Source organism: Thermoleptolyngbya sp. PKUAC-SCTB121, from assembly GCF_016919485.1.
GTDB classification, from domain to species: domain Bacteria; phylum Cyanobacteriota; class Cyanobacteriia; order Elainellales; family Elainellaceae; genus Thermoleptolyngbya; species Thermoleptolyngbya sichuanensis.
Genome location: NZ_CP070366.1, coordinates 5,368,723 through 5,393,579 on the forward strand (window position 1 = coordinate 5,368,723; position 24,857 = coordinate 5,393,579).

The window sequence follows — 24,857 nt, forward strand, 5'->3', positions numbered from 1 at the left end:
TGATGACTGCCTCTTTCGCACCGATGGCGATGGCTGCTGCGCCCACGATCGCCCCCGATAAGACAAGTCAGACAGTCCGCAAACCCTACCCAAATTACAAAGTCATTGTGCTAAACGACGACTTCAATACGTTCCAGCATGTGGCCGAATGCCTGATGAAGTACATTCCGGGCATGTCGGGCGATCGCGCTTGGGATTTGACCAATCAGGTTCACTATGAAGGGCAGGCTACGGTCTGGGTGGGCCCGCAAGAGCAAGCCGAACTCTATCACCAGCAGCTTCGCCGCGAAGGGCTGACGATGGCTCCCCTGGAAGCCGTGTAGGTGGTGGGATGCCTGTGGAATGCCTGTGGAATGCCCGTAAGACGACGGGTGAGTGCCGGGATACCCGGCCCCGGCTGGTTGCTCCTTCTGCAATAAACCTGTAACTCCATAGAGGGTGTTTGAAAAGGTATCGACTGTAATGTTAGGCACTCAGAGATCCCCCCTTAGCCCCCCTTTTCAAGCGGGGAACCGCCTTAAAGTGCCCCTTTTTAAGGGGGGTTTAGGGGGATGTTGCACGCTTTGCTACAAACAGTAGGACTTTTCAAACATCCTCTTAGGGCAATTCCCTAGAGCAATTCCTCAGGGCAATTCCTCAGCGTGGCCACCGTCTTCCCCTAAAATGCTATTCGGGGAGCGGGTGTTGGGTCAATGCATCCTGTAATCCGCTTTCATGCAGGGAAAGAGTAAACGTGAGAACCGAAAGCAAGCCTGTTAACCTGTATTAGGCTGGCTCTCCGTTCTGGTTTCTATTTCGTTAGCAAGGTGGGGCGATCGCCCTACCCTCTGACCCCTGCAACAACTGAACCCTTGCGCTGGAGAAAGAACAGTGGATTTATCGCGTATTCCCCCTCAGCCAAAGCCCGGCCTGATCAACGTGCTGATCGAGATTCCGGCGGGCAGCAAAAACAAGTACGAGTTTGACAAAGATCTGAACGCCTTCGCGCTGGATCGGGTGCTGTACGCCTCGGTGCATTATCCCTATGACTATGGCTTTGTGCCCAACACGCTGGCGGATGATGGCGACCCGCTCGACGGCATGGTGATTATGGATCAGCCCACTTTTCCCGGTTGCGTAATTGCGGCGCGGCCGATTGGGATGCTGGAAATGGTGGATGGGGGCGATCGCGACGAGAAGATCCTCTGTGTGCCCGACAAAGATCCCCGCTACGCAGGGGTCAAGTCCCTGGCAGACCTAGCTCCCCACCGCCTAGACGAAATCGCCGAGTTCTTCCGCACCTACAAGAACCTGGAGAAAAAGGTGACGGAAATTTTGGGCTGGAAGGATGTTGATCAGGTGTTGCCGCTGGTGGAACAGTGCGTCGCAGCTTATAAGTAGCCTGAAGACGATTCACTAGACGATTCACTAAATGACCCACTAGACGACTCATTGAGGGATAGTCCGGGGCGATCGCCCTTGTGCGCCAATCTCATGCAGCAACCCGTTTGGAGTTCATACTCTGGGCGGGTTTTGCCTGTGGGGGGGCACCCACGCTGAACCCGGTTTGCAACGCCTGATTGCGTCAATCATCTGCAAGTGTTATAATCTGTTCCCCAAGACTGAACCCTTGCCCCCACCTAAATATACTTATACTCATGACCTCCAACCGCTTTTCCCGCACCACACGCCGCCGCTTTTTGCAATTTTCTGCTGCTGCCGTTTCGGGTGTGGCTCTGAGCAACTGCGGCCGCAGCCCGTCGGAGTCTGGTGCAGCGCCCGGAGCCGCACCAGACTCCGACAGCAGCCCCGCCACCACGGCCGCTGGTTCGCTGTACCTCTACACCTGGGCAGACTATTCTAGCCCCGCGCTCTACCAGCGGTTTCAGGAGAAAACGGGTATTGAGGTGATTGCCGATGTGTATGACGGCAACGAAGTCATGCTGGCCAAGATGCAGGCAGGCGGCGGCAACCAGTACAGCATTCTGTATCCGTCGGACTATATGGTGCGGCAGATGATCGAGTTGGAGATGCTGACCAAGATTGATCAGTCGCGGTTGCCGGGGCTGGCAAACTTGCGCGATCGCTGGCAAGACCCGCTCTACGATTCCAAAAACGCGCACAGCGTCCCCGTTAGTTGGGGCACGACCGGATTGATCTACAACAGTAACGTACTCAATCCGGGCCCCGAAGATTGGGACTATCTCTGGGAAAATAAGGATAAGCTAGCCCGCAAGATGACGCTGCTCGATGACCCCCGCGAAACGATGGGCGCAGTGCTGAAGTCTCTGGGGCATTCCTACAATTCCACCAATCCCGCTGAGCTACAGGAAGCCTACCAAAAGCTGCGGGAGCTAAAGCCTGCGGTGCGGGCGTTCGAGTCCTTTGGGTGGGAAGATCGGCTGATCGCGGGCGATCTGGTGCTGTGCATGACCTACTCGATTTTGGGCAATGCGCTGCCCGCAGAACATCCCGAACTGAAATACGTGATTCCCAAGAGCGGCACCTCAGTTTGGACTGATACGATGGTGATTCCTACGACTGCGCCGAATGTGGATGCGGCCTACGAGTGGATGAACTTCATGCTCGACCCCGAAACGGCTGCTTTTGCATCCAGCGAACTGAAGTTTGCCACGCCCAACCAAAAGGCGTTTGACCTGCTGCCTGCGGAACTTCGGTCTAATACGAACTTGTACCCTGACGATGCGATGATGGCCACGTTTGAGGGCATTAAGGATTTGGGTGCAGACAATGAGCAGTATGACAAGCTGTGGACTCAGTTGAAAGCAGGTTAGGGTTCAGTTCAGGCTTTGGGTGCAATATGACGTGCCCAAAGCCTGAACCTTTCTCCTGAATTTTTCTATAGCCGATAGCGCTCTTCCAGCCAGACGCGCACTTCGGCTTCCGAGGCAAAGGTGGCGGAGCGGTTGCTGGTGGGATCGTAGACATGCCAGACGATGTTGCCAGCGCGATCGCCCGTTTGCCAGACGCGGGGTTCGGGTTCGCTGCCAAAGCGGTTGAGGACTGCTTCGATGCGCTTGCTCAGGGCCTGCATTTTCTGCAACCGGGTCTTTGTGGTGAGGCGTTCCAGGCTATCGAGGCTGCTGAGGCTGTCGATATTAATCAGATCCAGGCAGGGCTGATTCAAGGATTCGGATGGGCTACGCATGGCGGATTCTCCAAGGGGGATAGTGGGTTGGGAAGGGTTCTCTAGATAGCGAATGCTCCCACTCTAGGCAGCGCGACTTGGAGAATCAAAAGTTTATATGAATCCAATTCATGAATGAAATTCATGGATGAATGGAGGCAGAGCGGATAATCTGAGAGGGTCAGGAGATAGGTGACAGCGGCTTAGGAATTGCTCGTCCTGGCCGATTCAAACTCGTCCCAATCTGCACTTCACTCCATTACCCACTCACGCAGGCAATTGCCATGAACCAGGACAATATCAAGCTTTCGCAACTGCGGGCGCTGGTAGCCGTGGCAGAATCGGGCAACTTTGGCGAAGCGGGGCTGCAACTGGGCGTGTCGCAGTCGGCGGTGAGTCATGCGATCGCCACTTTGGAGTCTGAATTGGGCGTGATCTTGTTCACGCGGGGGCGGCGCGGGGCGCATCTAACACCCGTGGGCGATCGCATCTTGGGCCATGCCCGCCAAATGCTGCACCTGCTGGAGGTGATGGATAAGGAAGCCAACCTGGCGAAGGGACTCCAGGGCGGTCAGGTGCGGGTGGCCTCGTTTCGCAGCGCGGCAACGCACCTGCTGCCCGACATCATCGCCGAGTTTCGCCAGGACTATCCCGGCATCACCGTCAGCATTGAGGAATTTCGCGGAGCCGCCGAGATTGAGCAAAGCCTGCGCGAGGGGCGCGTTGATATTGCCCTGTTTTGCTGGGGCGCGTCGGTGGAAGAGTTCGACACCTGGACGCTGTGCCAGGATGAATACGTGGCGCTGCTGCCGCCCGATGCCGAGTTGCAGCACCGACCGCTGACCTGGGAGGAACTGACGAGCTTTCCGATGATCATGCCCGTCGATACCGACCACTGCTATTACCTGATTCGTACCCACCTGGCGGTGCAGAAGGTTCCTATTCAGCCTGCCTACAAGATCAGCGAAGATTCCACCATCGTCAGCATGGTGATGCGGGGGCTGGGCGCGACGATCATGGCGCAACTGGCAGCCGAACCGCTGCCGCCGGGAATTCAGGTGTATCCGCTGCCTGTGCCGCTGATGCGCGAATTTCAGGTGGCGGTTCGCAAAGACGCGCTACATCCGCCTGCGGTCTACGCCTTTTTGGATGCGCTGAGGCGGTCAGCCCCGCCAGAACAGCAGCCAAATTCCGGCGATCGCCACCAGCACCCCCAGCACCGCCCGGAGACTCACGCGATCGCCCAGCGCAACGGCAATCGGAATCACAAATAGCGGGCTGGTGGCCAGCAGCGATTGGGCGACACCTGCTGGCGCGAACTTTAGGGCGGTTTGCTGGAGCCAAATGCCCAGAAACGTGCTGGCAAAGGCCGTCCCGGCGACGATGCTCAAAAAGCGGGGCGATCGCAACTGACTCATCTCCTTGCCCACGCTGCGAAACTGCGCCGGTTTGACCAAGAGCCACAGCAGCACCACCCCCAGCCCCGCCACCAGCCGAATCAGCGTGCCCCACAGCGGGCTGATGTCGGTGGTCGAAAGCGCCGCCCGCGAGAGGACAGCCCCGCTGGCCTGGCTGAGTGCCGCAATCAGTCCAAAGACCAGGCCGCGTAGGGGGCGATCGCGGGGAATTCCTGGGTCGGGCGATCGCTCCACAATCACCCACGCCACGCCGCCCACCGTCAGCCCAATGCCCAGCCACGCCGCCCCGCTCAGCCGCTCTTGCAAAACCAGCAGCGCTAGCAGCGCCGTCAGCGGGGGAGCCAGCGATTCTAGCAAGAGGCCCCGCCGCGCCCCAAGGCAGTTCAGCGATGCAAAATAGGCCGTGTCTCCCAGCCCAATGCCGATCGCCCCGCTCAGCCCCAGCAGCCAAATAGCTGACCCGTTGGCCGCTGGCGGCCCCGCCCCCCGCAGCCCCAGCGTCAGCCCAATCAGCCCAATGGAAATCAGCCCCTTAGACACATTCAGCGCCGTGGGCGAGAGCCGCCGACCGAGTTTTGTGAACGCGATAGAGGCGATCGCCCAGATCAGGGCCGCCGCCAGCGCCGCCAGTTCTCCCCGAAACGCCGTCAACCCCGTCACCCGGCAAACTGCCCCAGCAGCGCCAGAAACCGCTCCCGGTCAAAACTGCGCGGGTCGCTGCGGCTGCCAGAGCGATCGACGGCTCGATGGGTGGTGATGCGGTTGGTCGGGATGCCCGTGCGGGCAGTCAGCCAGGCCAAGGATTGATACTGAGCCGACGTATAGCCGCTGTGTCGCGCTTGGTTACCGCGTCCGTCGCCGGGGGTTTCCAGAGAAATGTGATAGGCGAAGTTATTCACCGAGGGCGGAAACTGCGGATTGGTATTCACCGTCTCTCGACCGTTTGGCCCGTCAAACACCGAATTTCCCGCCCCAAAAGCGCGATACTCCGGCGGCACGATATACACCACCGTCCCGTTTAGCCGGATCAGGGCGTGATAGCTGCGCTGGTCGGCATCGTTGGGATGGGGCGTGCGGAAGGTGTTGATGGCGCTGCTGGCCGAGCCAACCGTTTCATGTAGCACGATAATTGGGTCATTGTTGACGGGGCGACCCGCAGCATCCGTCAAAAATCGATAGCCAAAGTTGGTCGGGTGGGGCGGCGCAATTTCCTGGCGCGGCGTATAGCTGGAAGCCACCTCGCGCATGATGGGATAGGGCACGCGCACGCTGGACAAATCCGCTTTGCCAGGAACCAGAACCTGCCGCTGGTCGTTGGGGATGGGGTCGGGCGGCACGGGCAGCGGCACGCGATCGGGCGGAATAGCAGGGTCGGCAGCGGCGGGAACCTCCGGCGCTAGGGGACGGGGCGCAGGCTCTGGCCGCGAAAACCGGGGAATTGCCGCTGTCCCGTTCATTAGCAAGACCACCAGCAGCGTGGCCACCATTGCCTGCAATAGCCGTTGTCCCATATCTCTGAAAGTGTTCTGAAAATGAAAGTGTTCTGAAAATGTTCTAAACGTTCTCTAACGCGACGTGCAACTCAAGCTGCCCTCATCCCCCGACCCCTTTTCCCAAGTCGGGAGAAGGGGAGCAAGAGCGGCTTGAAGTCCCTCTCCTGCTCTGGGCTACTGCGTACACACAAGTTTTCTACGTTGGAGCAGCGATGCTTTGATCCCCCCTGAACTCCCTTAAACAAGGGGAGAACCAAACCCGGAGTGCCTCGTAGCAGGGAGACCTGGCTCAAAAGTCCCCCTTCTCAAGGGGGATCTAGGGGGATCTTTCAGAACCTGACGCAAACAATCGAGACGTGTATACACAGTAGCCTTGGGGAAAGGAATTTAGGGCGAGGCTGCAAGACGCTCAAGCACGAGAACCGTACTTCTGTTTGGCAACGTCCCAAATCCCTCATGCAGAGCTATCCCAATCTAATGCCTTCTGACCCGCTTCGCAAAGGGGAAGCCAGATTTGGAGAGTTTGCAGTCATTTCAGTTTTGGAATGCCATATTAGAGCCATTATGCTCCCTCCACAATTCATTCCATGTCGTCGCCCTACCAGCCAGAACGCAATCCTGAACTAAAGTCAGAACCCAGCACCGAACATCAATTCGTCCAAAAAGCAGTCAACCTCATCATCCAGTGGAGTCCGCTGGGCGGCAGCCTGGGCATCCTGGCACACTCAATTTTGCAGCAAAACTGGGTAATAGCAGTACTCACATTTCCCGTCATGCTGGTGACGGTCGTTTGGGCAAAATATACCGAAAACTTCACCGCCCGCGTGGGCGACTGGGCCGGCGAAAAAGGCAAGCGCGATGCCGATTCTTTTACCAGCTGGCTAGACCAGATTGATCAAGCCCTGCGGATGCAGCTTTCTGGGTTTGACGGCAAGTTTCTGAAGGCGCAGTCAAGCGCCTGTCGGCTATGTGTCACCGACAACGAAGTGCCCATTCCCTTGGGGCTGACTAACCCTGACCTGGATGATGTGTATGTGCCGCTCCAGCTCAGCAGAGACTTCTTTCGCAGCCGCAATGGGGAAATGCTGCCCAACTTGCCGGGGTTGCAGCGGCGCGATGCCGAAGCGTTGATCGAAGCCGCCGAAAACCGCAAACCCTTCGACATTTGGGACATTCTGACTCGCTTGCAAACCTCGCCCAACCTTCGGAGTTTCGCGATCTTGGCCTGGGGCGGCTATGGCAAAACCACGCTGCTGCGCCACCTCACCTATTGCTATTGCACTCGTCCCCACGCTACCCGCCGCCGCCACCAAACGCCCGAATTCATCCCCGTGCTGCTGATGCTGCGAACCTGGCGCGACGAAATCGCCCAGCCCGACCCGCCCAGCCTGCCCGACCTGATTACCCAGCACCACATTCCCAAACTGCCCGGTGGCAAAAATCTGACGATTCCCGCTGCCTGGGCCACGCGGCTGCTGCACAGCGACCGAGCGCTGATCATGTTTGACGGGTTTGACGAAGTGGCCGATGAGCAGCGCGTCGCCGTCAGCCGCTGGATCGCCGAGCAGATGCAGACCTATGACCGCTGCACCTTCATCCTCACGTCGCGACCCAATGCCTACAGCCAGGACTATGCCGCAGAGCGACCCCAGCTAGAGCTGAAGGTGGAGCCGTTTGATGAAGATCGCCGGGAAAAGTTTGTGAAGCAGTGGTATCTGGCGCAGGAGCGCAACGCCGTGTCCACCGCCAGCCGCAACGCCGCCGACGTGGAGGAAACGGCGGATCGCCGCGCCGCCGACCTGCTGGCCCAAATTGAACAGCGAAAAGAACTGGCTGACTTGGCGAAAAATCCGCTCATGCTCAGCATGATCGCCATGTTTCACCGCTCACTGCCCAATAGCCAACTGCCCACCCGCCGCACCGAGCTATACCGAGAGATTTGCGGTTTGCAGCTTGGATTCCGCCCGATAGCCAAACGTATCGACCTGCTGTTGGATGCAGAACCCAGTCAAAAAATTCTGCAAACGCTGGCGCTGGCCATGACCGAACAGGAAAAGACCAGCATTGCCGAACCAGATTTATTGACCCACATTGCCGAGCAACTGCGGCGGCTAGACGAAGCAGTTGCGCCTGCGAAATGGCTAGCGCAGATTGTGCAGGTGAGCGAACTGCTGGTGAAGCGCGATGAGGACTATGAATTTGCCCATCGCAGCTTTCAGGAATATCTGACGGCGGTGGAGCTGAAGGAACAGCAAGAGGCGGGCGAGGCGCAAGTGCTGGAACATTTCACCGCCGAGTTTTGGCAAAACACGATTTTGCTGTACGTGTCGCTGTTGCAAAACCCTAGCGGGCTGATTCGCGCGGCCTGCGGACAGGGAGCCGACGCCATCGCCTTTGCCTACGACTGTTGCAAAATGAACCGCCGGGTGGAAGATGCCGTAAAAGCAGAGGTGAACCAGTTGCGCTATGGGCGGCTGGAGAACTTGTTAGCAACCGGGCAGTGGAAAGCGGCAGACCAGGAAACTTTTAATCTGATGTATCAAACGCTGGATCGCCAGTGGACGGTAAAAGGGCTACTCAACTATCCTTGCGAAGACCTGCGGTGGCTGAATGACCTATGGCTAAATTACAGCAACGGGCGATTTGGCTTTAGCGTGCAAAAAGAAATTTACGTGGCGTGCGGCGGCATCCTAGACGGGAAGTATCATAGGGAGGCGTGGGAAACCTTTTGCGATCGCGTCGGCTGGCGACAGGAAGGAAAATACGTGTACTACGGCAAGCTCACCCTCGACCCGCTTCATTCTCCTGATGGAAAATTACCATGCGGGGATGGTTGCGTGGGGTTTGGGGAAGTTGGTGTTGGTCTTTATCTTCTCTCGCACAGAGACTTGTGAACTGTAGCACGAGCCAGTTCTAGCCGATCCTAAAGTTTTGTAACCAAGCCTGTTTCTACATAAAAACCTACCTTTCAGCGATCCGTTACCTGGCACCTGACGTTTTTTCTACGTCGAGTCGATTATTTCCTCAAACTGGAGCTTCATCACCTCCGGGTCATAGCAATTCGCCAACACAAACTTCTTCGCCACCTGCCGGATTTCCGCTGCGGGGGTTTCCCAGTCGTCCCACAGGCTCTTTTGTCCGGGGCTGCTCTTTTTCTTTAGCCTGCTCCGCGCCTTGATTTGCGCCAGCAGTTTGGTTCCCCAGTGGTTGCGCTTCTCCGGCTTCGGCTTCGGCTGATATTTTTTGCAAAACTGGCGATAGATCGCCGCACACAGATCCAGCGTTCTGCCCAGCGCCAAAAACGCCGGATGCCACTGCGTCAGCCCGTCCTGCGTCAGTCGGTCATAGCTGCCATAGTTGCTGTAGTCATAGAAAAATCCCTGCTGCATTCCCGCTGCCTTGGGGTTGGCGTGGATATAGCGCAGCGTGTTCAGCGCCCGCCGCTTGTCGCTAATGGGAAACTCTGTGCTGTGATAGCGCTTCTCCCAAAAGTGTCCGGTGCGGTTCAGTATTCGGTTGAGGCACATGGCGCTATACCAGTTCAGCCAGTGCATGATTTTTGGCAGGTCTTCCGGCTGCGGCGGCTCCAGCAAATAATGCACATGGTTGCTCATGATGCACAGGGCATACAGCTTGAAGCCGTATTTCTCCTGGCATTTTTGGATGGCGTAGAGCAACACTTCGCGGTATTCGGGTTTCGTGAGGCGAAACTCGCGGTTGTTGCAGCGAATGGTGACGTGGTGGCAATAGCCGGGATGGAGTTGGCGAGGTTGGCGTGGCATGAGATCCCCCCTTAGCCCCCCTTTAGGAGGGGGGGAACCGGGCCGCTGCCGGAAAAAGTCCCCCTTGTTTCTAGCGAAGCGGCGCGTCAGCGCGGGGATTTAGGGGGATCGGTTTGGGTGCGAGGCTTTTGGAGATCTCCCTAGCCCCCCTTAAGCTAAGGGGGGAATCGATTCCACACTGCTGGTGGCAGAACGCAGCGGCTCTGATAGCGCCTGGGCGATCGCCCTTAAGCTTCTGGGATCACTGAGCATCCAGGCGTGGGCGGGCACGTTCAGCACCACTTCGCGCCCCACGCCCAGACAAGAACTGCGGGCGGGCAAAATCATCAAATCTAGCGGTGTCCAGATTGAGGTGAAGTTTAGCTGTTCTAGACAGTCCACATCGCGGTTGAGGTCGCATAGAAAGGGACTTTTGATGGACATCTGGCTGGCTCCGATGTTGGGGCGCAGGTAGGCCGTCCAGGTGCCGCAGTGGGGCGAGGAGATGGTGACAAAGCGGCGCACGCGCTCTAGTCCGCCGAGGCGCTGCACGAAATAGCGGCTGATGATGCCGCCCATGCTAAAGCCGACCAGATCGAAGGGCTGCCCCGGCGGGATTACCTGCTGGGCATAGTCGGCAAGCTGTGCTGCTAGCACATCCAGCCCTACGTCGCCGTTGCTGGGTGTCAGGTTGGGGTGGTGAACCTGCCAGCCCTGCGAGGTGAGATAGGGAGCCATCCTGCGAAACACGGCGGCGGTGTCGTCGATCCCGTGAACCAAAATGACCGGATGGCGATCGCCCGATGGAGAGGATATTTCGTGAAGGCGGGTCATGGTGGGAGGCTAGCGCTTGATTGGCTTAGATTTTTTTAGAGTTTTAGAGAACCGTACAGCAAACTTCCTGTTTCAAGGGTAGCGGGGGGCGATCGCCCTCTGTGGGGCTGGTGTGCCAGTTTGCTGTGCCAATTTTCTGCACTAATTCGCCGAGCCAGTTTATCGCGCCAGCTTGCTGCACCAGTTTGCCGCGCCATTCTTTCGTATCCATTTTGCCCAGCCAGTTTTGCCCAGCCAGTTTTGCCCAGCCAATTTTGCAGACCAGTTTCCGATCAAACGCTTTTGGGAACGCTAGATGAAAACCTGGCTGATTGACGTTGACTCGAATAGAATATTAAAGAAATATTAAACTCGCCTTTAACTGAACCCCGGACTTTGCTGCTGGAACGAAAGCCTGAATTACCCACACCTGCACTTCCCCCAACAGATGGATTGGAACTACTTCGACATTGCAATCGGAACAGTCATGGAGGGCGATCGCTGGCATTGGCGGGCAACCCTGCCCACGGGCATGACGATTACCTCAAACCAAGGCTATACCACACCCGTCCAGGCCATTAGCTGTGCGCGGCTGTGGATTGCCACAGAGTCGATGCGCCGGGCGTTTGAGGGTTGCCTAGTTGAACTGCGCGATCGCGGCACGATTCAAGCCCAGGAATTTTTCAACCTGATGCGATCGCTAGAGCAGCAGATCCAGCAAGGGTGACACAGGGCTGGGGCGACCGGGCAACAAAGTGGGAAATTAAAGTGGGAAATTCCTGATCCATTCATCGCCTGATCTCCCCGTCCCGACACCCGTGCCCTACACGCCAAGGTTCTACGCCGCCAGCCCATTGTGCCGCAGCAGCGGTTCCGTATCTGGTTCGCGGCCGCGGAAGGCTTTGAAGACTTCCATCGGGTGCTTGCTGCCGCCGAGGGAAAGGATAGTGTTGCGGAAGCGGCGGCCCGTTTCGGCGATGGCGGCTTCGTTATCCAGACCGGCTTCTTCAAAGGCGGAGAAGGCATCAGCGCTGAGGACTTCTGCCCACTTGTAGCTGTAGTAGCCTGCCGCGTAGCCGCCGCCAAAGATGTGTCCAAAGGAGCAGAGGAAGGCATCTTCGGGCAGAGGCGGCAGGACGGTCGTGGTTTTGACGAGGCGATCGCGCACGTCCTTGGGAGTTTCGGCTCCACCGGGCACATAGCGGTGATGCAGTTCGATATCCAGCAGGCTGAAGTGTATCTGCCGTAGCATGGCGCTGCCGCTCATAAAGTTGCGGGCCGCCAGCAAGCGCTGATAGAACATTTCGGGCAGTGGTTCGCCCGTTTGATAGTGCTTCGCCAGACTAAACAGGGTTGCCCGGTCGTAGCACCAGTTCTCCATAAACTGGCTGGGCAGTTCCACCGCGTCCCACTCGACGTTGTTAATGCCCGCCGCGCCGGAATAGTCCACCGTCGTCAGCATGTGCTGCAAGCCGTGGCCAAACTCGTGGAACAGCGTTTCTACCTCATAGAAGTTCATCAGGCTGGGTTTGCCGTCTACGGGCGGCGACTGGTTGCAGACGAGGTAGGCAACGGGCAGACGCACCTTGGACACGCCCGCTTCGACGTAGCGCTTGCGGTTGATGGCAAAGTCCATCCAGGCTCCGCCGCGCTTTTCGGCAGGACGGCTGTAGGGGTCGAGATAAAAATAGGCGATCGCCCCACCGTCTTCATCACTCACCCGAAAATAGCGCACGTCGGGATGCCACACGGGCGCTTCCCCATCGGCAGGCGTAATCACAATCCCAAAAATCCGCTTCGCCAGCCCAAACAATCCGTCTAGCACTTGCTCTAGTGGAAAATAGGGTCGCAGTTCCTCTGCATTCAGCGCATACTTCTCTTCGCGCATCCGCTCCGACCAAAAGGCCGAATCCCACGGCTGAAAGTCTTCGGCTTCGGGTGCGCCGTGGCTGCGGGCAAACGCCTTCAGCGCGGCCAGGTCTTGCTGAGCGGCGGCATAGCTCGATGCACGCAGTGACTCCAGCAGGTGTTCTACTGCGTCTACGCCAGGGGCCATTTTGCTAGCGAGGCTGAGTTCGGCATAGCTGCCAAAGCCAAGAATGCCCGCCATCTCTTTTCGCAGCGTCAAAATGCGCTCGATGATTGGCTGATTGTCGTGCTCGCCAGACGAAGCGCGGGTGATGTAGGCACGATACAGCGTTTCGCGCAGGTCGCGGCGGCGGCTGTGTTGCATGAAGGGCAAGTAGCTAGGCATATCCAGCGTGATGCGCCAGGGACCTGCTTCGGGCGTGGCGGCTTCTGCCCCGGCTGCGCGGGCTGCCTGGGCCGCTTGGGCCAGCAGCGTTGGCGGCAGTCCTTCTACCTCGCTGGGCTGTGTCAGCGTCAGGCTAAAGGCCTTGGTTTCATCTAGCAGATTGTTGGAAAACTGGGTAGACAGGTTCGCTAGCTCAAGCTGGATTTCGTTGAAGCGATCGCGCCTTTCGCCTTCTAGCCCCACGCCCGCTAACTCTGCCTCGCGGATGGATGACTCGATAATCCGCTGCTGGGCTTCGCTGAGGGTGCCCCAGGCGGCGCTGTTGCGAATTGCCTTATACCCCTCATAGAGCGGCTTGCTCTGGCTCACGCGCATCCCAAATTTCACCACTTCGGGCTGCATGGCTTCCTGGGCCTCGCGCAGTTCCGGGCTATTCTTCACGCCCATCAGGTGGTTCACTACGCCCCACACCCAAAACACAGGTTCGGTCAGGGCTTCTAATGGCTCGATCAGTCCTTCCCAGGTTGGCTTGGTGTTTGTTTCCAGATGCGTCAGGGCATCGGTCGCCTTGGCCAGCAGTTCGGTCATGGCTGGCACGACGTGTTCAGGACGAATTTGGTCGAAGGGGGGAAGACCTTTGCCAACCAGGAGGGGATTCGCGGTAGTTGCAATCATAAAAGTGAATGGGGGATGGAGTGAATGGAGGATGAATGGGGTGCCTGAGCGTTTAAGAAAATACAGGTAAGAATCTACTAAGAATCTACAGTCGAAGTCATATCAACTACGCCCTAGGCATTCGATCTTAAGCGATCGCCCCCAGAGTTGCCATCCAGCTTTCTCGCTCAATCCTGAAATCTATCGGTTTTTCTGCAAAAAAGCAAAACAGGACGCAAGTATACACTTACGCCCTTCTTCTGAACTAGGCTCAATCTAAGGCTCGTCTGACACCTACAGGCCCAGTCTGACACCTGCCTGACAAATCCTATAAATCAGCCGCTAAAGTTTAGATCAGCCGCGGCTAGCTCCAAAACTGCCCGAAATAGGTCGATGCCGTTTTAGCGTAAGCGGCCCAGCCCGCCTCTTCTGGTTCCGAAGCCCAACAGCGCTCTAGGTGGCTGACGGCCTGCTCTAGGGTGCTGTCTTCCAAGAAAAACCACGCCAGCGCACGCGGGGCGATCGCCATCCCTGTGGCAAAGGGAACCGTAGGCAAATCGAGGGCGATCGTCGCCTTGTCTCCCGGCTCTCGATGCCGATAAGACTCCCACGCAAAGAACTCGCCGAACCTATGGGTGAACCATTTCATATCAAAAAACCTCCACAATTACACTGGGGAGGCACTTCAAAACCTGTCACCATTACCACCTCGAAGGTATGCCAAAGGCAATGCATGGGGCGGATATGTCCGAATCTTTTTCCGTGCCCTACGCTACCATTTGGGATCACACTTTTACTATAACACCCTCGGATCAGAGCGCGTGTACCGCAGCTAACATCTCCCAGATACAAATCGTCCCAGGTACAGGCCGCCTGACCCGCAACAGTTCACCCCTGGGTTCACGCCTGTCTATTTTGGGGGCAGCCTTCGCTCACTGCAAAAAATACTAAGAAACACCAAGAAGCGCTTCGTGGGACTTACGCACCTGCGACGAGCTGCCTGTGTTTCGGACGATTGCTCGCGGGTGCATCTCGATATAGATTCTCCAACGACGCAAGCCCTAACTTAGTTTCATCAAAACAACACAAAGTCCGTATAGTTGATGTTTCGTATGTAAAGAGTAGGCGAAAGATCAAACAAAATCGCTCTAGATCCTGGAATCTTCGGAGAGATACAAGTGCTTTGACCTACCAATCTTCATGAACGTAGGCACATCTTTAAAGCCTGCGTAAGCCCTTCACAAGTTCCAGGCAGAGTTTGAATTCTTTGTAAGTTGAGAACCAATCCACTGTAAGTGACAACCCTCATTCTGTATCTTAAGACATATGGGTTCAGTGCATTTACCAGTATCTCTCAGCGACATCTCAGTGGTTTCTAGGGGTTGATTCTGTGGTGATGCTCTGGGAGTTGTAAGGTCAGTCTCTGATGCCTAGATGCCTTAGAGCTACCCTAGCGCTGATTCATTCATATCAGCATTGTCCGATGAGACTGATGCCAGGATATGCAAGAAGTTCACAAATCACTCACGAATTTCTCAGGATTCTGCGGTATCAGAAGAATCCAGCTTGGTTAGGCTCAGCTTCTATGAAATTAATGCTTGTTTGCACATCTGGCGGTCATTTCTCAACCATGAGAGACATGGAGTCATTTTGGTCTCAGCACGAGAGAGTCTGGGTAACGGACTTTAAGAAAGATACGAGTCTTCTAAATGGCTTGAATGAACGAGTTTTCTGGCTGCCCTATCAGGGCCCAAGAGACTGGAAGCGTTTTCTAATGAACCTGCCCAGATCTCTGAGAGTTCTGCTTCTAGAGCGACCTGATATGGTGCTTTCGACGGGTGCAAGTATAGCAGTGAATTTCGCGATCCTGTCCAAGCTGTTAGGAATTCGCTTCTTATATATCGAGAGTATTTCTCGTTCGGATGAACTGAGCCTGTCTGGTAAATTCATTTACCCGCTTGCCGATGAGTTTTATGTTCAGTGGCAGGAGTTGACCGAAAAATACCCAAGAGCAATCTTTAGAGGAACTGTGGCTTGACTCTAAATTAAAACACTCTCGGTCATGCTCGTTTAGTGATTTCAAAGTTGTTCCTGAAGATCCCAGAACACGATGATTATTCTCACTCTTGGCACGATTCCGTACTCTTTCGATAGAGCGATTACTTGGCTACACTTGCTGCTAGAGCAGCAGGTTATCTCTGAACCTGTTTTTATTCAGAGCGGGGTCACTGATACCTCTCTTGTTGATCGCCATCCCCTTACAACAGTGGTCAAGACGATTGAGTCTAAAAAGCTGGTTGCCTTGGTCAAAGAAGCCAGACTAGTGATTTCTCATGGCGGCCAGGGTTCAACGCGGATGCTGGCTTCGCAACAGGCTTGCTTCGTTTTGCTGCCGCGGCTGGCTCGCTTTGAGGAGCATATTGATGACCATCAGCTTCTATTTGCTAAAAGTATGCAGCGATTCGGTGTCAAGCACTGTTTGGCCCTAGATGAGCTTCGACAGTTTGTGCTAGAACCACCGCCGCCATTCCGAGGACAGTTATTTAACGGGCCAAAGCTGGCGGATCATCTTAGTGCAAAGTATCCGGGACTGAAAGAAGTTGCCTTTAAGCAGGCGGGTTGTCTAGAGACAGTTTGAGTCGAACCCGTTGAGCTTCCTTCACCCGGTCTCCGTATAAATCAGCAATGAGTTGTATGTACCCGCTGGTCAGCATCATTATCAACAACTATAACTACGGTCGTTTTCTAAGGCAGGCTATCGATAGCAGCCTCAATCAAACCTACTCTGAAATAGAGGTGATTGTGGTTGATGATGGCTCTCAGGATGGTTCCCAAGAGATTATTCTGAGCTATGGCGATCGCATTATTCCGGTTCTGAAGCCCAATGGCGGACAGGCCTCTGCGATGAATGCAGGATTTCGAGTCAGCAAGGGAGAAATTATCGTTTTCCTAGATGCGGATGATTATTTCTTTCCTCATGCAGTGGATACGATTGTTGCTCAATGGACCCCCGACACTGCCCAAATGCAGGCTCGACTGGAATCACGAGATGCAGAGGGAAATTACATTGACCTGTATCCTGCGCCGGAGATTACTTTCAATACTGGAGATGTCACCCCATTATTGCTCACAAAAGGGCGATATAACACGACTGTGACCAGCGGCACTAGCTTTAGTCGGATGGTGCTAGAAAAAATTTTGCCCATTCCCGAAGCGGACTTTCGGATTTCTGCGGATGGCTATTTGGTGTCTGTTTCGCCTTTTTATGGTCAGGTATTTGCAATTGAAACTCCAATTGGGGTTCGTCGGAAGCATGGTGAAAATCTTTGGGCTGCGTCTAGTCAGGAAATCGACGTTTCTCGCTTTCGGAAATCATTGCGGCATGACCGCTTGAGATATCAGGCGATCGCTCGAACGGCAAAGAGTCTGGGGCGATCGCTCGATGGTGATCCCGGCTTGAAGGACACCCTGCATTTGACCGATCGAATGGTTTCGCTCAAGGTCGATCCCCAGGGGCATCTATATCCAACAGATTCCTGCGTGATGCTTGCCTGGAAGGGATTTTGGGCGGTTTGGAAATATTCCACCTATTCCAAGAAACGAAAGCTGATTCTGAGCCTGTGGTTTCTATGGGTAGGCTATCTGCCTGTGGCGTTGGCAAAGCCTGCGATCGCCTGGTTCCTATTAGGAAAATCTCGCCCTCGATTTGTAGACAAGCTTGTAAAGCAGATCAGAGCAGCCACCAGCTAGGTTTATGAGGAGCCTGTTATGCGGGTCACTATTTGCGTCATCACGTATCAACGACCTGAAGGCTTAAAACGTCTTTTAGAAGGGCTGAGAAAACTGGAGTTTAAGCAGCTTCAGCCTAAGATTCATGTCGTGGTAGTGGACAACGATGAATCAGGACAGGCGTTTCGCTTTTGCAATCAGTTATCCCCAGATTATCCCTGGAGGTTAACAGCTTGCATGGAGCCGCGTCGCGGAATTTCCTATGCTCGAAACCGGGCGATCGCCACTGCTCCTCTAGACAGCGATTTCATTGCCTTTATTGACGATGATGAAGTGCCCGAATCGGACTGGCTAGAGCAACTTTTATTGACTCAAATCCAGTATCAAGCAGATGTGGTGCATGGGCCGGTTCTCCCCCATTTTCAGCCTGACGCACCGACCTGGGCAATCCAAGGTCGATTTTTTGAAAATCGACGCTATCCAACGGGGCATCTTTTGGAAGCGGCTTACACCAACAATGTCCTGATGCGAGCAGAGTTGGTCAAGGATCAGAAAAACATTTTCCAAGAGCGATTTGCATTGACGGGTGGAGAAGACTCCTACTTTTTCAGGTGTCTTCATCAGTCAGGAAAAAAGCTGGTTTGGGCCGATGAAGCGATTGTTTATGAGTGGATTCCCGACAGCCGTACTACAGTGCAGTGGATTTTGCGGCGGGGCTATCGCAGTTGTTTAAGCTACTCTATCTGGGAAAAAGAAGCGAAGCCATCGGCTCGAGTTCGTCTGTTATCTAGCGCTAAGGCATTGCTCCAAATGATTTATGGACTGATGACCATTCCGTTGGGGCTGATTCAAAAGCGTTTGGCGATCGCATCGCTGCTGAGAATCTTTCGGGGTGCTGGTCGCTTGGCTGGGCTTTTAGGCTTCACTTATCAGGAATATAAGACCATTCACAAGGTGTAGAAACGGGCTTTGGAGCAGCTTTGAACTTGGAAAATCATCATCAAGACAGCTTGTGGCAGTCTGTGGACGCAAAAACTATGAATCCTCAAATTTCTGTTGTCATCCCACATTTCAATGACTTGGAAAATCTGAAAATTTGTCTGAGCTGCTTGATGAATCAAACGCTACCACTAGATCAATTTGAAATTATTGTGGCTGATAATAATTCGAGTCTGGGTTTGGATGCTGTACGCAGCGTCGTTGCAGAGATAACCAATCGCAAAGCAAAAGTAATTTCTGCCCCGATTCAAGGTGCAGCAGAAGCAAGAAACGCAGGGGTTTTAGTATCCCAATCTGAAATTTTGGCATTCATAGACTCTGACTGTCAGCCCTCAGAGGACTGGCTCGAAAATGGATTGAGAGCGATGAAGCAAGCCAAGCTTGTAGGGGGTCGCGTCCGGGTTCTTTTGAATAATCCGGATGATCCTCATCCTGTGGAAGCTTTCGAGTCTGTTTTTGCATTTAATAATCAGTCCTATGTTCTGAAAAAGCAATTTTCTGTAACCGCAAATCTGTGGGTTTCCAGAGAGATTTTCAATGTAGTGGGTGGGTTTCGTCAGGGTGTATCCGAAGATATGGACTGGTGCCATCGGGCGATCGCCGCTGGCTATTCTCTTGTTTATCAAGACGATGTCTGTGTCGGACATCCAGCACGACGAACTTGGGCCGAACTGGCTCGAAAATGGCAGCGATTGACTCGTGAGAGCTATCATCTTATTCGCGAGCGTCGATTGGGATATATCTTGTGGATGATGCGGAACTGGGTTGTCCTTCTCTCTGCTTTGCCGCATACTCTGGTGATTCTCAACTCTAAAAAACTCAGCCGACTGGAAGATCGATTGAGAGCGATTTTAATCCTATTTCGGCTTCGTCTTTATCGCTTTTTTGAAGCCCATCGATTGATGCTGTCTGACTAGTGATTGGCAGCCCATAAGTTTATCAAGTCTTGATGATTGGCAGAAGCTAGTGTGAAGGCAGATGCGGCTCGTTGCCTGAGCCGTCTAGACTAGAGATGTAAATCAAAGAGTGGTCGTCCGCTGTTAGATTGAGCCTCGCTTAGCAAGGCTGAAGATTTTAAGAGAACTTAGGAAAAGCGCATAGAAGAAGTCTTTGAGGTGGCAGCGATCGACCGTTTTGATGACAGAACTTAGTTTCGAGAACCCGGGGTGCTAATGCGAATGACTGATAGGCTGCGTTCCGTTGAATTGCTCTAGAGCCTGCGTAATTCCACGGTTGCAGTCTTGAGGTTTGGAGCGTTTTTTCAGTTAGTGCGCCGCTGGCTGTGTTGCTCTTTGGGAGTCTCATGAGTACTCAATCTTTTCGAGAAGAAGTTGATATCGATCTGCAACGCTATGCACAGGTTTTGAAGCGGCGATGGCTGCCTGCGGTCGGAGTGTTTAGCACGGTTGCGGTGCTGTCAACCCTGGCGGCCCTGTCGCAACAGCCTAGCTATGTCGCCGCTGGCAGGGTTCTTGTTAAGATTGACCGCACCTCTTCCTTGACGGGGCTGGATGCAGCAGGGGCCGCTGCGATTGGTCGGCAAGGTGCTGTTGGTTCGGATACTGACCCCATTGCCACCCAAGTCGAAACAATTCGGTCGTTGCCAATTGCCGAAGCGACCATCACGGCTCTCAGACTCGCCGATGATGAAGGACAACCCCTCAGCCCGGTGGGGTTTCTGGAGGTGTTAACGGTTAAGCCAATTCCTGGCACCGATATGATCGAGATCGGCTATCAGGACGAAGACCCTGAGCGGGCGGCAGCCGTAGTGAACAAGGTGATTCAGGCTTACCGCAACAATAATATTGCGACCAACCAAGCCGATGCTGCTGCCGCTCGCAAGTTCATCACAGAGCAACTGCCTAGAACCGAAGCCACGGTGCGGGAAGCTGAAGTCGCGCTGCAACGCTTCAAAGAGCAGAACCAGGTAATTTTGCTGGATGAAGAATCCCGCGAGACGGTCAAAGCCATGAAGCGCCTGGATGATGAAATTGCGAGGGTCAGGACGCAGTTTGTGAATGCGACAACCCGCTCTCGCGAATTGCAGCAGCAGTTAAGAATGTCTCCAGAACAGGCCGTGAGTGCAACGGCGCTGAGCCAGTCTCCGGCGATTCAGGAGGTCTTTTCCCAGCTTCAACAAATTCAGGGGCAGCTTGATCTGGAGCGGGCCCGCTATCGGCCAACTCACCCTACCATTGCCACGCTGGAGCAGCAAGAAGCTCTGTTGCAGCAACGACTCCAGGGGCGAGTCGCTCAGCTAGTGGGGCAAAGTCGGGTGTCGGAGCGGGATATCCAACTGGGGGCGCTGGCTCAAGATTTGACAGCGAACTTGGTGCAGTCAGAGGTGGAGCGCGTCGCGCTGGGCAGTCAGATTGCCGAGTTGGCTCGGCTACAGGCAGAGCAGCGCAGCCGAGCGGTAACGATTCCTCGGCTAGAGGCGACCCAGCGCGAACTGGAGCGGCGACTGGCCGCAGCGCAAGGCACGTATGAATCGCTGCTCCAGCGGTTGCAAGAAGTACAGGTGGCAGAGGATCAGACGATTGACAACGTGCGAGTGATCTCAGCGGCGGTGGCACCTGAGAAGCCTGCTGCTTCTAGCAAAAAGCTGATTCTGCTGGGTGGGCTGGTGCTGGGATCGGCGATGGGTGTGGTGACGGCGTTTCTGCTGGATCTGTGCGATCGCTCGGTTAAAACAATTCCCAACGCTCAGCAGTTGCTCCATTACCCACTGCTGGGGGTTGTGCCGAGTTGGAAACGATCTGGCAGGCGGCAAGATCTTCTACCCATGCAGCAGAGCGACGGCTCGCTATTTGCTGGAGTGCATCATGCCTATCGCGTATTGCAGTCGAACTTGGGGCTGCTGGATTCGGAGTTTAGTCTGAAAACGCTGGTGGTTACCAGTTCCGTACCGCAGGAAGGCAAGTCGCAAGTGGCTGCAAATCTGGCAATGGCGATCGCCCAGTCTGGGCAAACCGTGCTGCTGGTGGATGCAAACTTTCACCATTCGACCCAGCACCAGATGTGGAATGCTAATGGAGCCATTGGACTGGCAGAGGTGCTGGAGGGTCGGGCCGAGTTGGCCGACACAATCCAGACAGTAGCGCCAAGTCTGGAACTTCTGGCGGCAGGCAATCTGGCATCTTCCACGCCAACTTCGCTCACCCCTCAAAAGCTGCTTCCTGTGATTGCGGCGATGGGTCAGCGATACGACGTGGTGATCTTTGACACGCCAGCCCTTTCCGGTGCGTCGGATGCGTCCACCTTGGGCAAGCTGACGGATGGGATGCTGCTGGTCGTGCGACCGACGACGGATGTAGAGGATTTGAAAGCGACTTGCAGTTTGCTCAATCTCGCCAGACCCCATGTACTGGGGATTGTGGCTAATGGCGTTGCTCCGATTCGCAACCCCAACCGCTATTTTGCCCTGACCCAGGAAGTCGCCTTTGCCAAACCTGTCAAGCCTGTGTCCAGCTTTGAGCAACTCTTTCCCATTGAGCAGCACAGCCAAAATGGGCAGTCTGCCGAATCTCAAGAATCGTCTAACCTGGAGGTCGCATCGTGACACATTCAGCGGCATCTTTAGCAGCATCTATCTCCAAAGCCGTTGTTTCTAAAGCGGTTGTGCGCGGTTCGGCGATCGCCCTGAGCCTGTCCCTCAGCGGGTTGGCGGCCCCGGCTGCCGTTCTCGCTCAAAACTCCCTCGCAGCTAGCCCTGCGTCCCCCTTCCTGGCACTGCCTTCAGACTATATTCTTGGCCCCGGTGATGAACTGGCAATTACGGTGCTGGGCTTTGATGAATATACCGGAACGCGGGTCATTGCCCCCAATGGCACGATTACCCTGCCCGTGATCGGGGTGGTGCCAGTGGCAGGGCAAACCATCGACTCGCTCACTCGCGACCTCACCACTCGGCTGAACTATTACTTGGTCAACCCGTCTGTGGCGGTGAGCCTGACGACCCTACGCCCTGTGTTCGTAACGGTGACGGGTGAGGTACAGCGACCTGGCCCGATTCAGCTTGACAATCCGCGCAATGGCACAAATGGCAACAATCCCCAGCAGAGCCTGCCGACCCTGAGTGCGGCGCTAGTCGCTGCGGGCGGCATTACGACCCACGCAGATTTGCGGCAAGTGCTGGTGCGGCGATCGCTCCCCAGCGGCAGCACTACAACGCTCACAGTAAACCTGTGGGATGGTATTTGGGCCGAGTCCAACGCCAACAACCCCCCCCTGCAAGACGGCGATATTGTACTGGTGCCCAAGCTGGCGGCTGATGCCACCCTCGACCGCCGCCAGATTGCTCAGTCCAGCCTGGCTCCGGCAACGGTGCGGGTGCGGGTGGTGGGCGAGGTGACACGCCCCGGCGAAGTGCAGGTGCCGCCCAACAGCTCCCTGTCGAGCGCAGTGGCGATCGCTGGCGGCCCCACCGAAGACGCTCGCCTCAGCCAAGTGAACTTTATCCGCATGAATGATCAGGGACAGATTGAGCGCCAGGAAATCGATCTCCGCAACCTGACCGATAGCTATCAGGTGCAAGAGGGCGATGTGATTGTGGTGCCCAAGCAAACGGCTGCATCGGTTGCCGATTTTGCCGGACGAATTTTCAATCCGCTTGGCGTGCTGCTTCGGGTGTTTGGGCTGTAAAGGGTTCCAGATTGGGTAACGTCTAGTTTCACGTTCTATTCTTGACCATCCTAGCGAAGGCACTCAACAACTTGAGCTGATTGTTTGTCATGACTGAGTGATTTTGAGGAAAGCGCATGAAAAACCCGGTAATTGGTATTGGATTAGAAGGCTGTGACCCTGTGCTTCTGGAAGAGTGGATGGCACAGGGGCATCTGAAAAACTTGAAGAAAGTGCGCGATCGCGGCGCTTACGGTCGCCTCAGCAATAAGTTCCCATACTCAGGCGGTCATGCTGACTGTTTTGCAACGGAGCCGCTTTGGGGTATGGCACTCACGGGCTGCTATCCCACCAAAACAGGATTTTGGGATGCCGTCCGATTTCATCCCGAAACCTACACCGTTTCCCCCGACAAAATCTATCATCAGCCTGATTATCCCCATGTCCATGAACTGGGCGAAAACTACCGCGTTATCACCTTTGATGTACCGGTGACGCGAATTTCCGACAAGGTGAATGGATGGCAGATTCAGGGCTGGGGCGGGCACTTCCCCTGGCCGCCGAGCCTGTCTAAACCGGAGGGATTGCTCACCGAAATTAACCAGAAATACGGCAGCGATCCATTACTCTACAAAGACGATGGGAAGTGGTGGAATAAGCAATATGTAAAGTGGGTGCCAGGTGCAATTCAGCAAAGCGCCAATCTCCGCGCCCGCATCTGCTGCGACTTGATGCAGCGTCAACCCTGGGACTTGTTCTTGACAGTCTTTGGAGATATTCATGCTGCTGGGCACGACCTGTATGACCAGAGCTTACCCGACCATCCGCTGTATCCCCTTAGAAAGAAAGAAGCTGCTGTCCCAAATCCTTTGCTCCAGTCTTATCAAGAAATTGATGAGGCAGTAGGCAAAATCATTGACAACCTACCAGAAAACGCTTACCTACTGTTTTTCTCGGTACATGGTATGGCTCCGAACCATACTGATGTGCTGAGTATGTTCACCATTGCAGAGTTACTATATCGTTTTAGCTTTCCAGGGCAGGTAGCAATGGGTGCAGGCAAAGCGGGCGCTACGCCACCGCCCTACGTGTCGAAGCCCATTCGCAAAGGATGGGGCGGCGAAATTTGGCGAACCATGCAGGCAAACCCAATTCAGAAACTTATCAATACTTGGGCCCCTAAGCGATGGATTCGCTCTCCCAAAAAAGGACTACTGTCGCCCTACGAGCTGAAGCGAAACGAAGTGGCAATGGATTGGTCACCGACAATGCTTTACTCTGGTGCATGGCCTGAAATGAAAGCGTTTGCGATTCCTGCCTTTGCCAATGGGCATGTGCGGATCAACCTCCAGGGTCGAGAACGTGACGGCATTGTTCCACCCTCTGAGTACGATGCGCTGTGTGAAGAGCTGACGCAGGTGTTCTATCGGCTGAGGGATGCCAGAACGGGACAGCCGATGGTGAAACAGGTGGTGCGGACGCGCCAATTGCCACGGGAGGATCAGGAAAATTCTCGATTGCCGATGGCAGATCTGGTGGTGGTATGGCATGAAATTCCGACTGATGTGGTAGATAGCCCAGACTTTGGGCGGATTGGCCCGGTGACGATGAATCGTCCGGGGGGACATCGGCCTAGAGGATTCCTGCTGGCGCAGGGGCCTGGCATTGAACCTGGTTCTGATCTACCGGAGGGCGAAGCAGTGGATTTGGCACCTACCATTTTGAGTTTGCTGGAGGCTCCTATTCCGGGGCACTACGACGGCAAACCGCTGATTCAGATTTCGACTGCGCCACTAGTGTAGGGCGATCGCCTATCCACCTCACTCTGGCAGTTCAAGCATGAGCATTGCTTGGCGCTCTTCAAAAGCCCAGAAGGCTGGCTTTTCCAGTTCAAACGCGGGTTCAGGTATTGAGTTTGGAAGGCCAGCTTTTTTTCAAATGAGTTCCGTTCTAGACGATCGCCTAAACGATGCACTTGAACGATGA

22 protein-coding genes are annotated in these 24,857 nt (G+C 55.1%); 14 read left to right on the plus strand and 8 right to left on the minus strand.

Annotated elements, in window-relative coordinates; translation table 11 throughout:
- The first annotated feature begins 2 nt into the window (after positions 1 to 2).
- The 3 genes from clpS (at position 3) to JTM80_RS21970 (ending at position 2,774) form a co-directional block, all read left to right on the plus strand.
- Positions 3 to 323 (plus strand): ATP-dependent Clp protease adapter ClpS, encoded by a 321-nt coding sequence (gene clpS, locus JTM80_RS21960; RefSeq protein WP_172353502.1) that lies wholly within the window; start codon positions 3 to 5, stop codon positions 321 to 323.
- Positions 324 to 870: 547 nt separating this feature from the next.
- On the plus strand, positions 871 to 1,380 hold the full coding sequence (locus JTM80_RS21965) for an inorganic diphosphatase (RefSeq protein ID WP_172353503.1): 510 nt from the start codon (positions 871 to 873) through the stop codon (positions 1,378 to 1,380).
- 257 nt (positions 1,381 to 1,637) lie between these two features.
- Positions 1,638 to 2,774 (plus strand): PotD/PotF family extracellular solute-binding protein, encoded by a 1,137-nt coding sequence (locus JTM80_RS21970; RefSeq protein WP_172353504.1) that lies wholly within the window; start codon positions 1,638 to 1,640, stop codon positions 2,772 to 2,774.
- 65 nt (positions 2,775 to 2,839) lie between these two features.
- Here JTM80_RS21970 and JTM80_RS21975 read toward each other — a convergent pair whose 3' ends face one another.
- Positions 2,840 to 3,148 carry a hypothetical protein gene (locus JTM80_RS21975; RefSeq protein ID WP_172353505.1) on the minus strand — a complete coding sequence of 103 codons (309 nt, stop codon included), beginning with the start codon at positions 3,146 to 3,148 and terminating at the stop codon, positions 2,840 to 2,842.
- 263 nt (positions 3,149 to 3,411) lie between these two features.
- On the opposite strand from JTM80_RS21975, the gene JTM80_RS21980 reads away from it, so the two are divergent.
- The gene (locus tag JTM80_RS21980) at positions 3,412 to 4,401 is read left to right on the plus strand and encodes a LysR family transcriptional regulator (RefSeq protein ID WP_172353506.1); all 990 of its coding nucleotides are present in this window, start codon (positions 3,412 to 3,414) and stop codon (positions 4,399 to 4,401) included.
- Here JTM80_RS21980 and JTM80_RS21985 read toward each other — a convergent pair.
- Both JTM80_RS21985 and JTM80_RS21990 read right to left on the minus strand, forming a co-directional pair.
- The gene (locus JTM80_RS21985) at positions 4,291 to 5,205 is read right to left on the minus strand and encodes a DMT family transporter (RefSeq protein ID WP_205370300.1); all 915 of its coding nucleotides are present in this window, start codon (positions 5,203 to 5,205) and stop codon (positions 4,291 to 4,293) included. The two genes, JTM80_RS21980 and JTM80_RS21985, sit on opposite strands and share 111 nt — an antisense overlap.
- Positions 5,202 to 6,056: a peptidoglycan recognition family protein gene (locus tag JTM80_RS21990; RefSeq protein WP_225906711.1), complete on the minus strand. Its 855-nt coding sequence runs from the start codon at positions 6,054 to 6,056 to the stop codon at positions 5,202 to 5,204. Before JTM80_RS21990 ends, JTM80_RS21985 begins: the two co-directional genes overlap by 4 nt.
- 569 nt (positions 6,057 to 6,625) lie before the next feature.
- Between JTM80_RS21990 and JTM80_RS21995 the strand changes: the two genes are divergently transcribed.
- Complete coding sequence (locus tag JTM80_RS21995; protein WP_205370301.1) at positions 6,626 to 8,932, plus strand: GUN4 domain-containing protein; 2,307 nt, start codon at positions 6,626 to 6,628, stop codon at positions 8,930 to 8,932.
- A gap of 108 nt (positions 8,933 to 9,040) precedes the next feature.
- Here JTM80_RS21995 and JTM80_RS22000 read toward each other — a convergent pair whose 3' ends face one another.
- From JTM80_RS22000 to JTM80_RS22010, 3 genes are all read right to left on the minus strand, one after another.
- Positions 9,041 to 9,820: a transposase gene (locus tag JTM80_RS22000; protein WP_172353508.1), complete on the minus strand. Its 780-nt coding sequence runs from the start codon at positions 9,818 to 9,820 to the stop codon at positions 9,041 to 9,043.
- A 150-nt stretch (positions 9,821 to 9,970) separates the two neighbouring features.
- Positions 9,971 to 10,633, minus strand: coding sequence for a triacylglycerol lipase (locus JTM80_RS22005; protein ID WP_172353509.1), 663 nt, complete (start codon positions 10,631 to 10,633; stop codon positions 9,971 to 9,973).
- Between the two features lie 43 nt (positions 10,634 to 10,676).
- Complete coding sequence (locus JTM80_RS22010) at positions 10,677 to 10,844, minus strand: hypothetical protein (protein WP_172353510.1); 168 nt, start codon at positions 10,842 to 10,844, stop codon at positions 10,677 to 10,679.
- Positions 10,845 to 11,060: 216 nt separating this feature from the next.
- On the opposite strand from JTM80_RS22010, the gene JTM80_RS22015 reads away from it, so the two are divergent.
- Entirely contained in the window at positions 11,061 to 11,339 is a 279-nt protein-coding gene (locus JTM80_RS22015) for a hypothetical protein (RefSeq protein WP_172353511.1), read from the plus strand.
- Between the two features lie 111 nt (positions 11,340 to 11,450).
- On the opposite strand, the gene JTM80_RS22020 is transcribed toward JTM80_RS22015, so the two are convergent.
- Both JTM80_RS22020 and JTM80_RS22025 read right to left on the minus strand, forming a co-directional pair.
- Positions 11,451 to 13,541, minus strand: coding sequence for a M3 family metallopeptidase (locus JTM80_RS22020; RefSeq protein WP_172353512.1), 2,091 nt, complete (start codon positions 13,539 to 13,541; stop codon positions 11,451 to 11,453).
- A 343-nt stretch (positions 13,542 to 13,884) separates the two neighbouring features.
- The gene (locus tag JTM80_RS22025; RefSeq protein ID WP_172353513.1) at positions 13,885 to 14,169 is read right to left on the minus strand and encodes a hypothetical protein; all 285 of its coding nucleotides are present in this window, start codon (positions 14,167 to 14,169) and stop codon (positions 13,885 to 13,887) included.
- Positions 14,170 to 15,159: 990 nt separating this feature from the next.
- Between JTM80_RS22025 and pssD the strand changes: the two genes are divergently transcribed.
- The 8 genes from pssD to JTM80_RS22065 all read left to right on the plus strand — a co-directional run bounded on the left by pssD (position 15,160) and on the right by JTM80_RS22065 (position 24,673).
- Positions 15,160 to 15,558 (plus strand): PssD/Cps14F family polysaccharide biosynthesis glycosyltransferase, encoded by a 399-nt coding sequence (pssD, locus tag JTM80_RS23375; RefSeq protein WP_304941129.1) that lies wholly within the window; start codon positions 15,160 to 15,162, stop codon positions 15,556 to 15,558.
- A gap of 72 nt (positions 15,559 to 15,630) precedes the next feature.
- On the plus strand, positions 15,631 to 16,158 hold the full coding sequence (locus JTM80_RS22035) for a glycosyltransferase (protein ID WP_172353514.1): 528 nt from the start codon (positions 15,631 to 15,633) through the stop codon (positions 16,156 to 16,158).
- A 47-nt stretch (positions 16,159 to 16,205) separates the two neighbouring features.
- A complete protein-coding gene (locus JTM80_RS22040; protein WP_205370302.1) occupies positions 16,206 to 17,270 on the plus strand; it encodes a glycosyltransferase family 2 protein in 1,065 nt (354 codons plus the stop codon).
- Positions 17,271 to 17,288: 18 nt separating this feature from the next.
- Positions 17,289 to 18,209 carry a glycosyltransferase family 2 protein gene (locus JTM80_RS22045; RefSeq protein ID WP_172353515.1) on the plus strand — a complete coding sequence of 307 codons (921 nt, stop codon included), beginning with the start codon at positions 17,289 to 17,291 and terminating at the stop codon, positions 18,207 to 18,209.
- Between the two features lie 26 nt (positions 18,210 to 18,235).
- A complete protein-coding gene (locus tag JTM80_RS22050; protein ID WP_205370303.1) occupies positions 18,236 to 19,165 on the plus strand; it encodes a glycosyltransferase family 2 protein in 930 nt (309 codons plus the stop codon).
- 386 nt (positions 19,166 to 19,551) lie between these two features.
- Positions 19,552 to 21,810, plus strand: coding sequence for a polysaccharide biosynthesis tyrosine autokinase (locus tag JTM80_RS22055; protein WP_205370304.1), 2,259 nt, complete (start codon positions 19,552 to 19,554; stop codon positions 21,808 to 21,810).
- Positions 21,807 to 22,892: a polysaccharide biosynthesis/export family protein gene (locus tag JTM80_RS22060; protein ID WP_225906712.1), complete on the plus strand. Its 1,086-nt coding sequence runs from the start codon at positions 21,807 to 21,809 to the stop codon at positions 22,890 to 22,892. The genes JTM80_RS22055 and JTM80_RS22060 overlap by 4 nt, the downstream gene beginning before the upstream one ends.
- A 116-nt stretch (positions 22,893 to 23,008) precedes the next feature.
- The gene (locus tag JTM80_RS22065) at positions 23,009 to 24,673 is read left to right on the plus strand and encodes an alkaline phosphatase family protein (RefSeq protein ID WP_172353518.1); all 1,665 of its coding nucleotides are present in this window, start codon (positions 23,009 to 23,011) and stop codon (positions 24,671 to 24,673) included.
- The last annotated feature ends 184 nt before the right edge of the window (positions 24,674 to 24,857 follow it).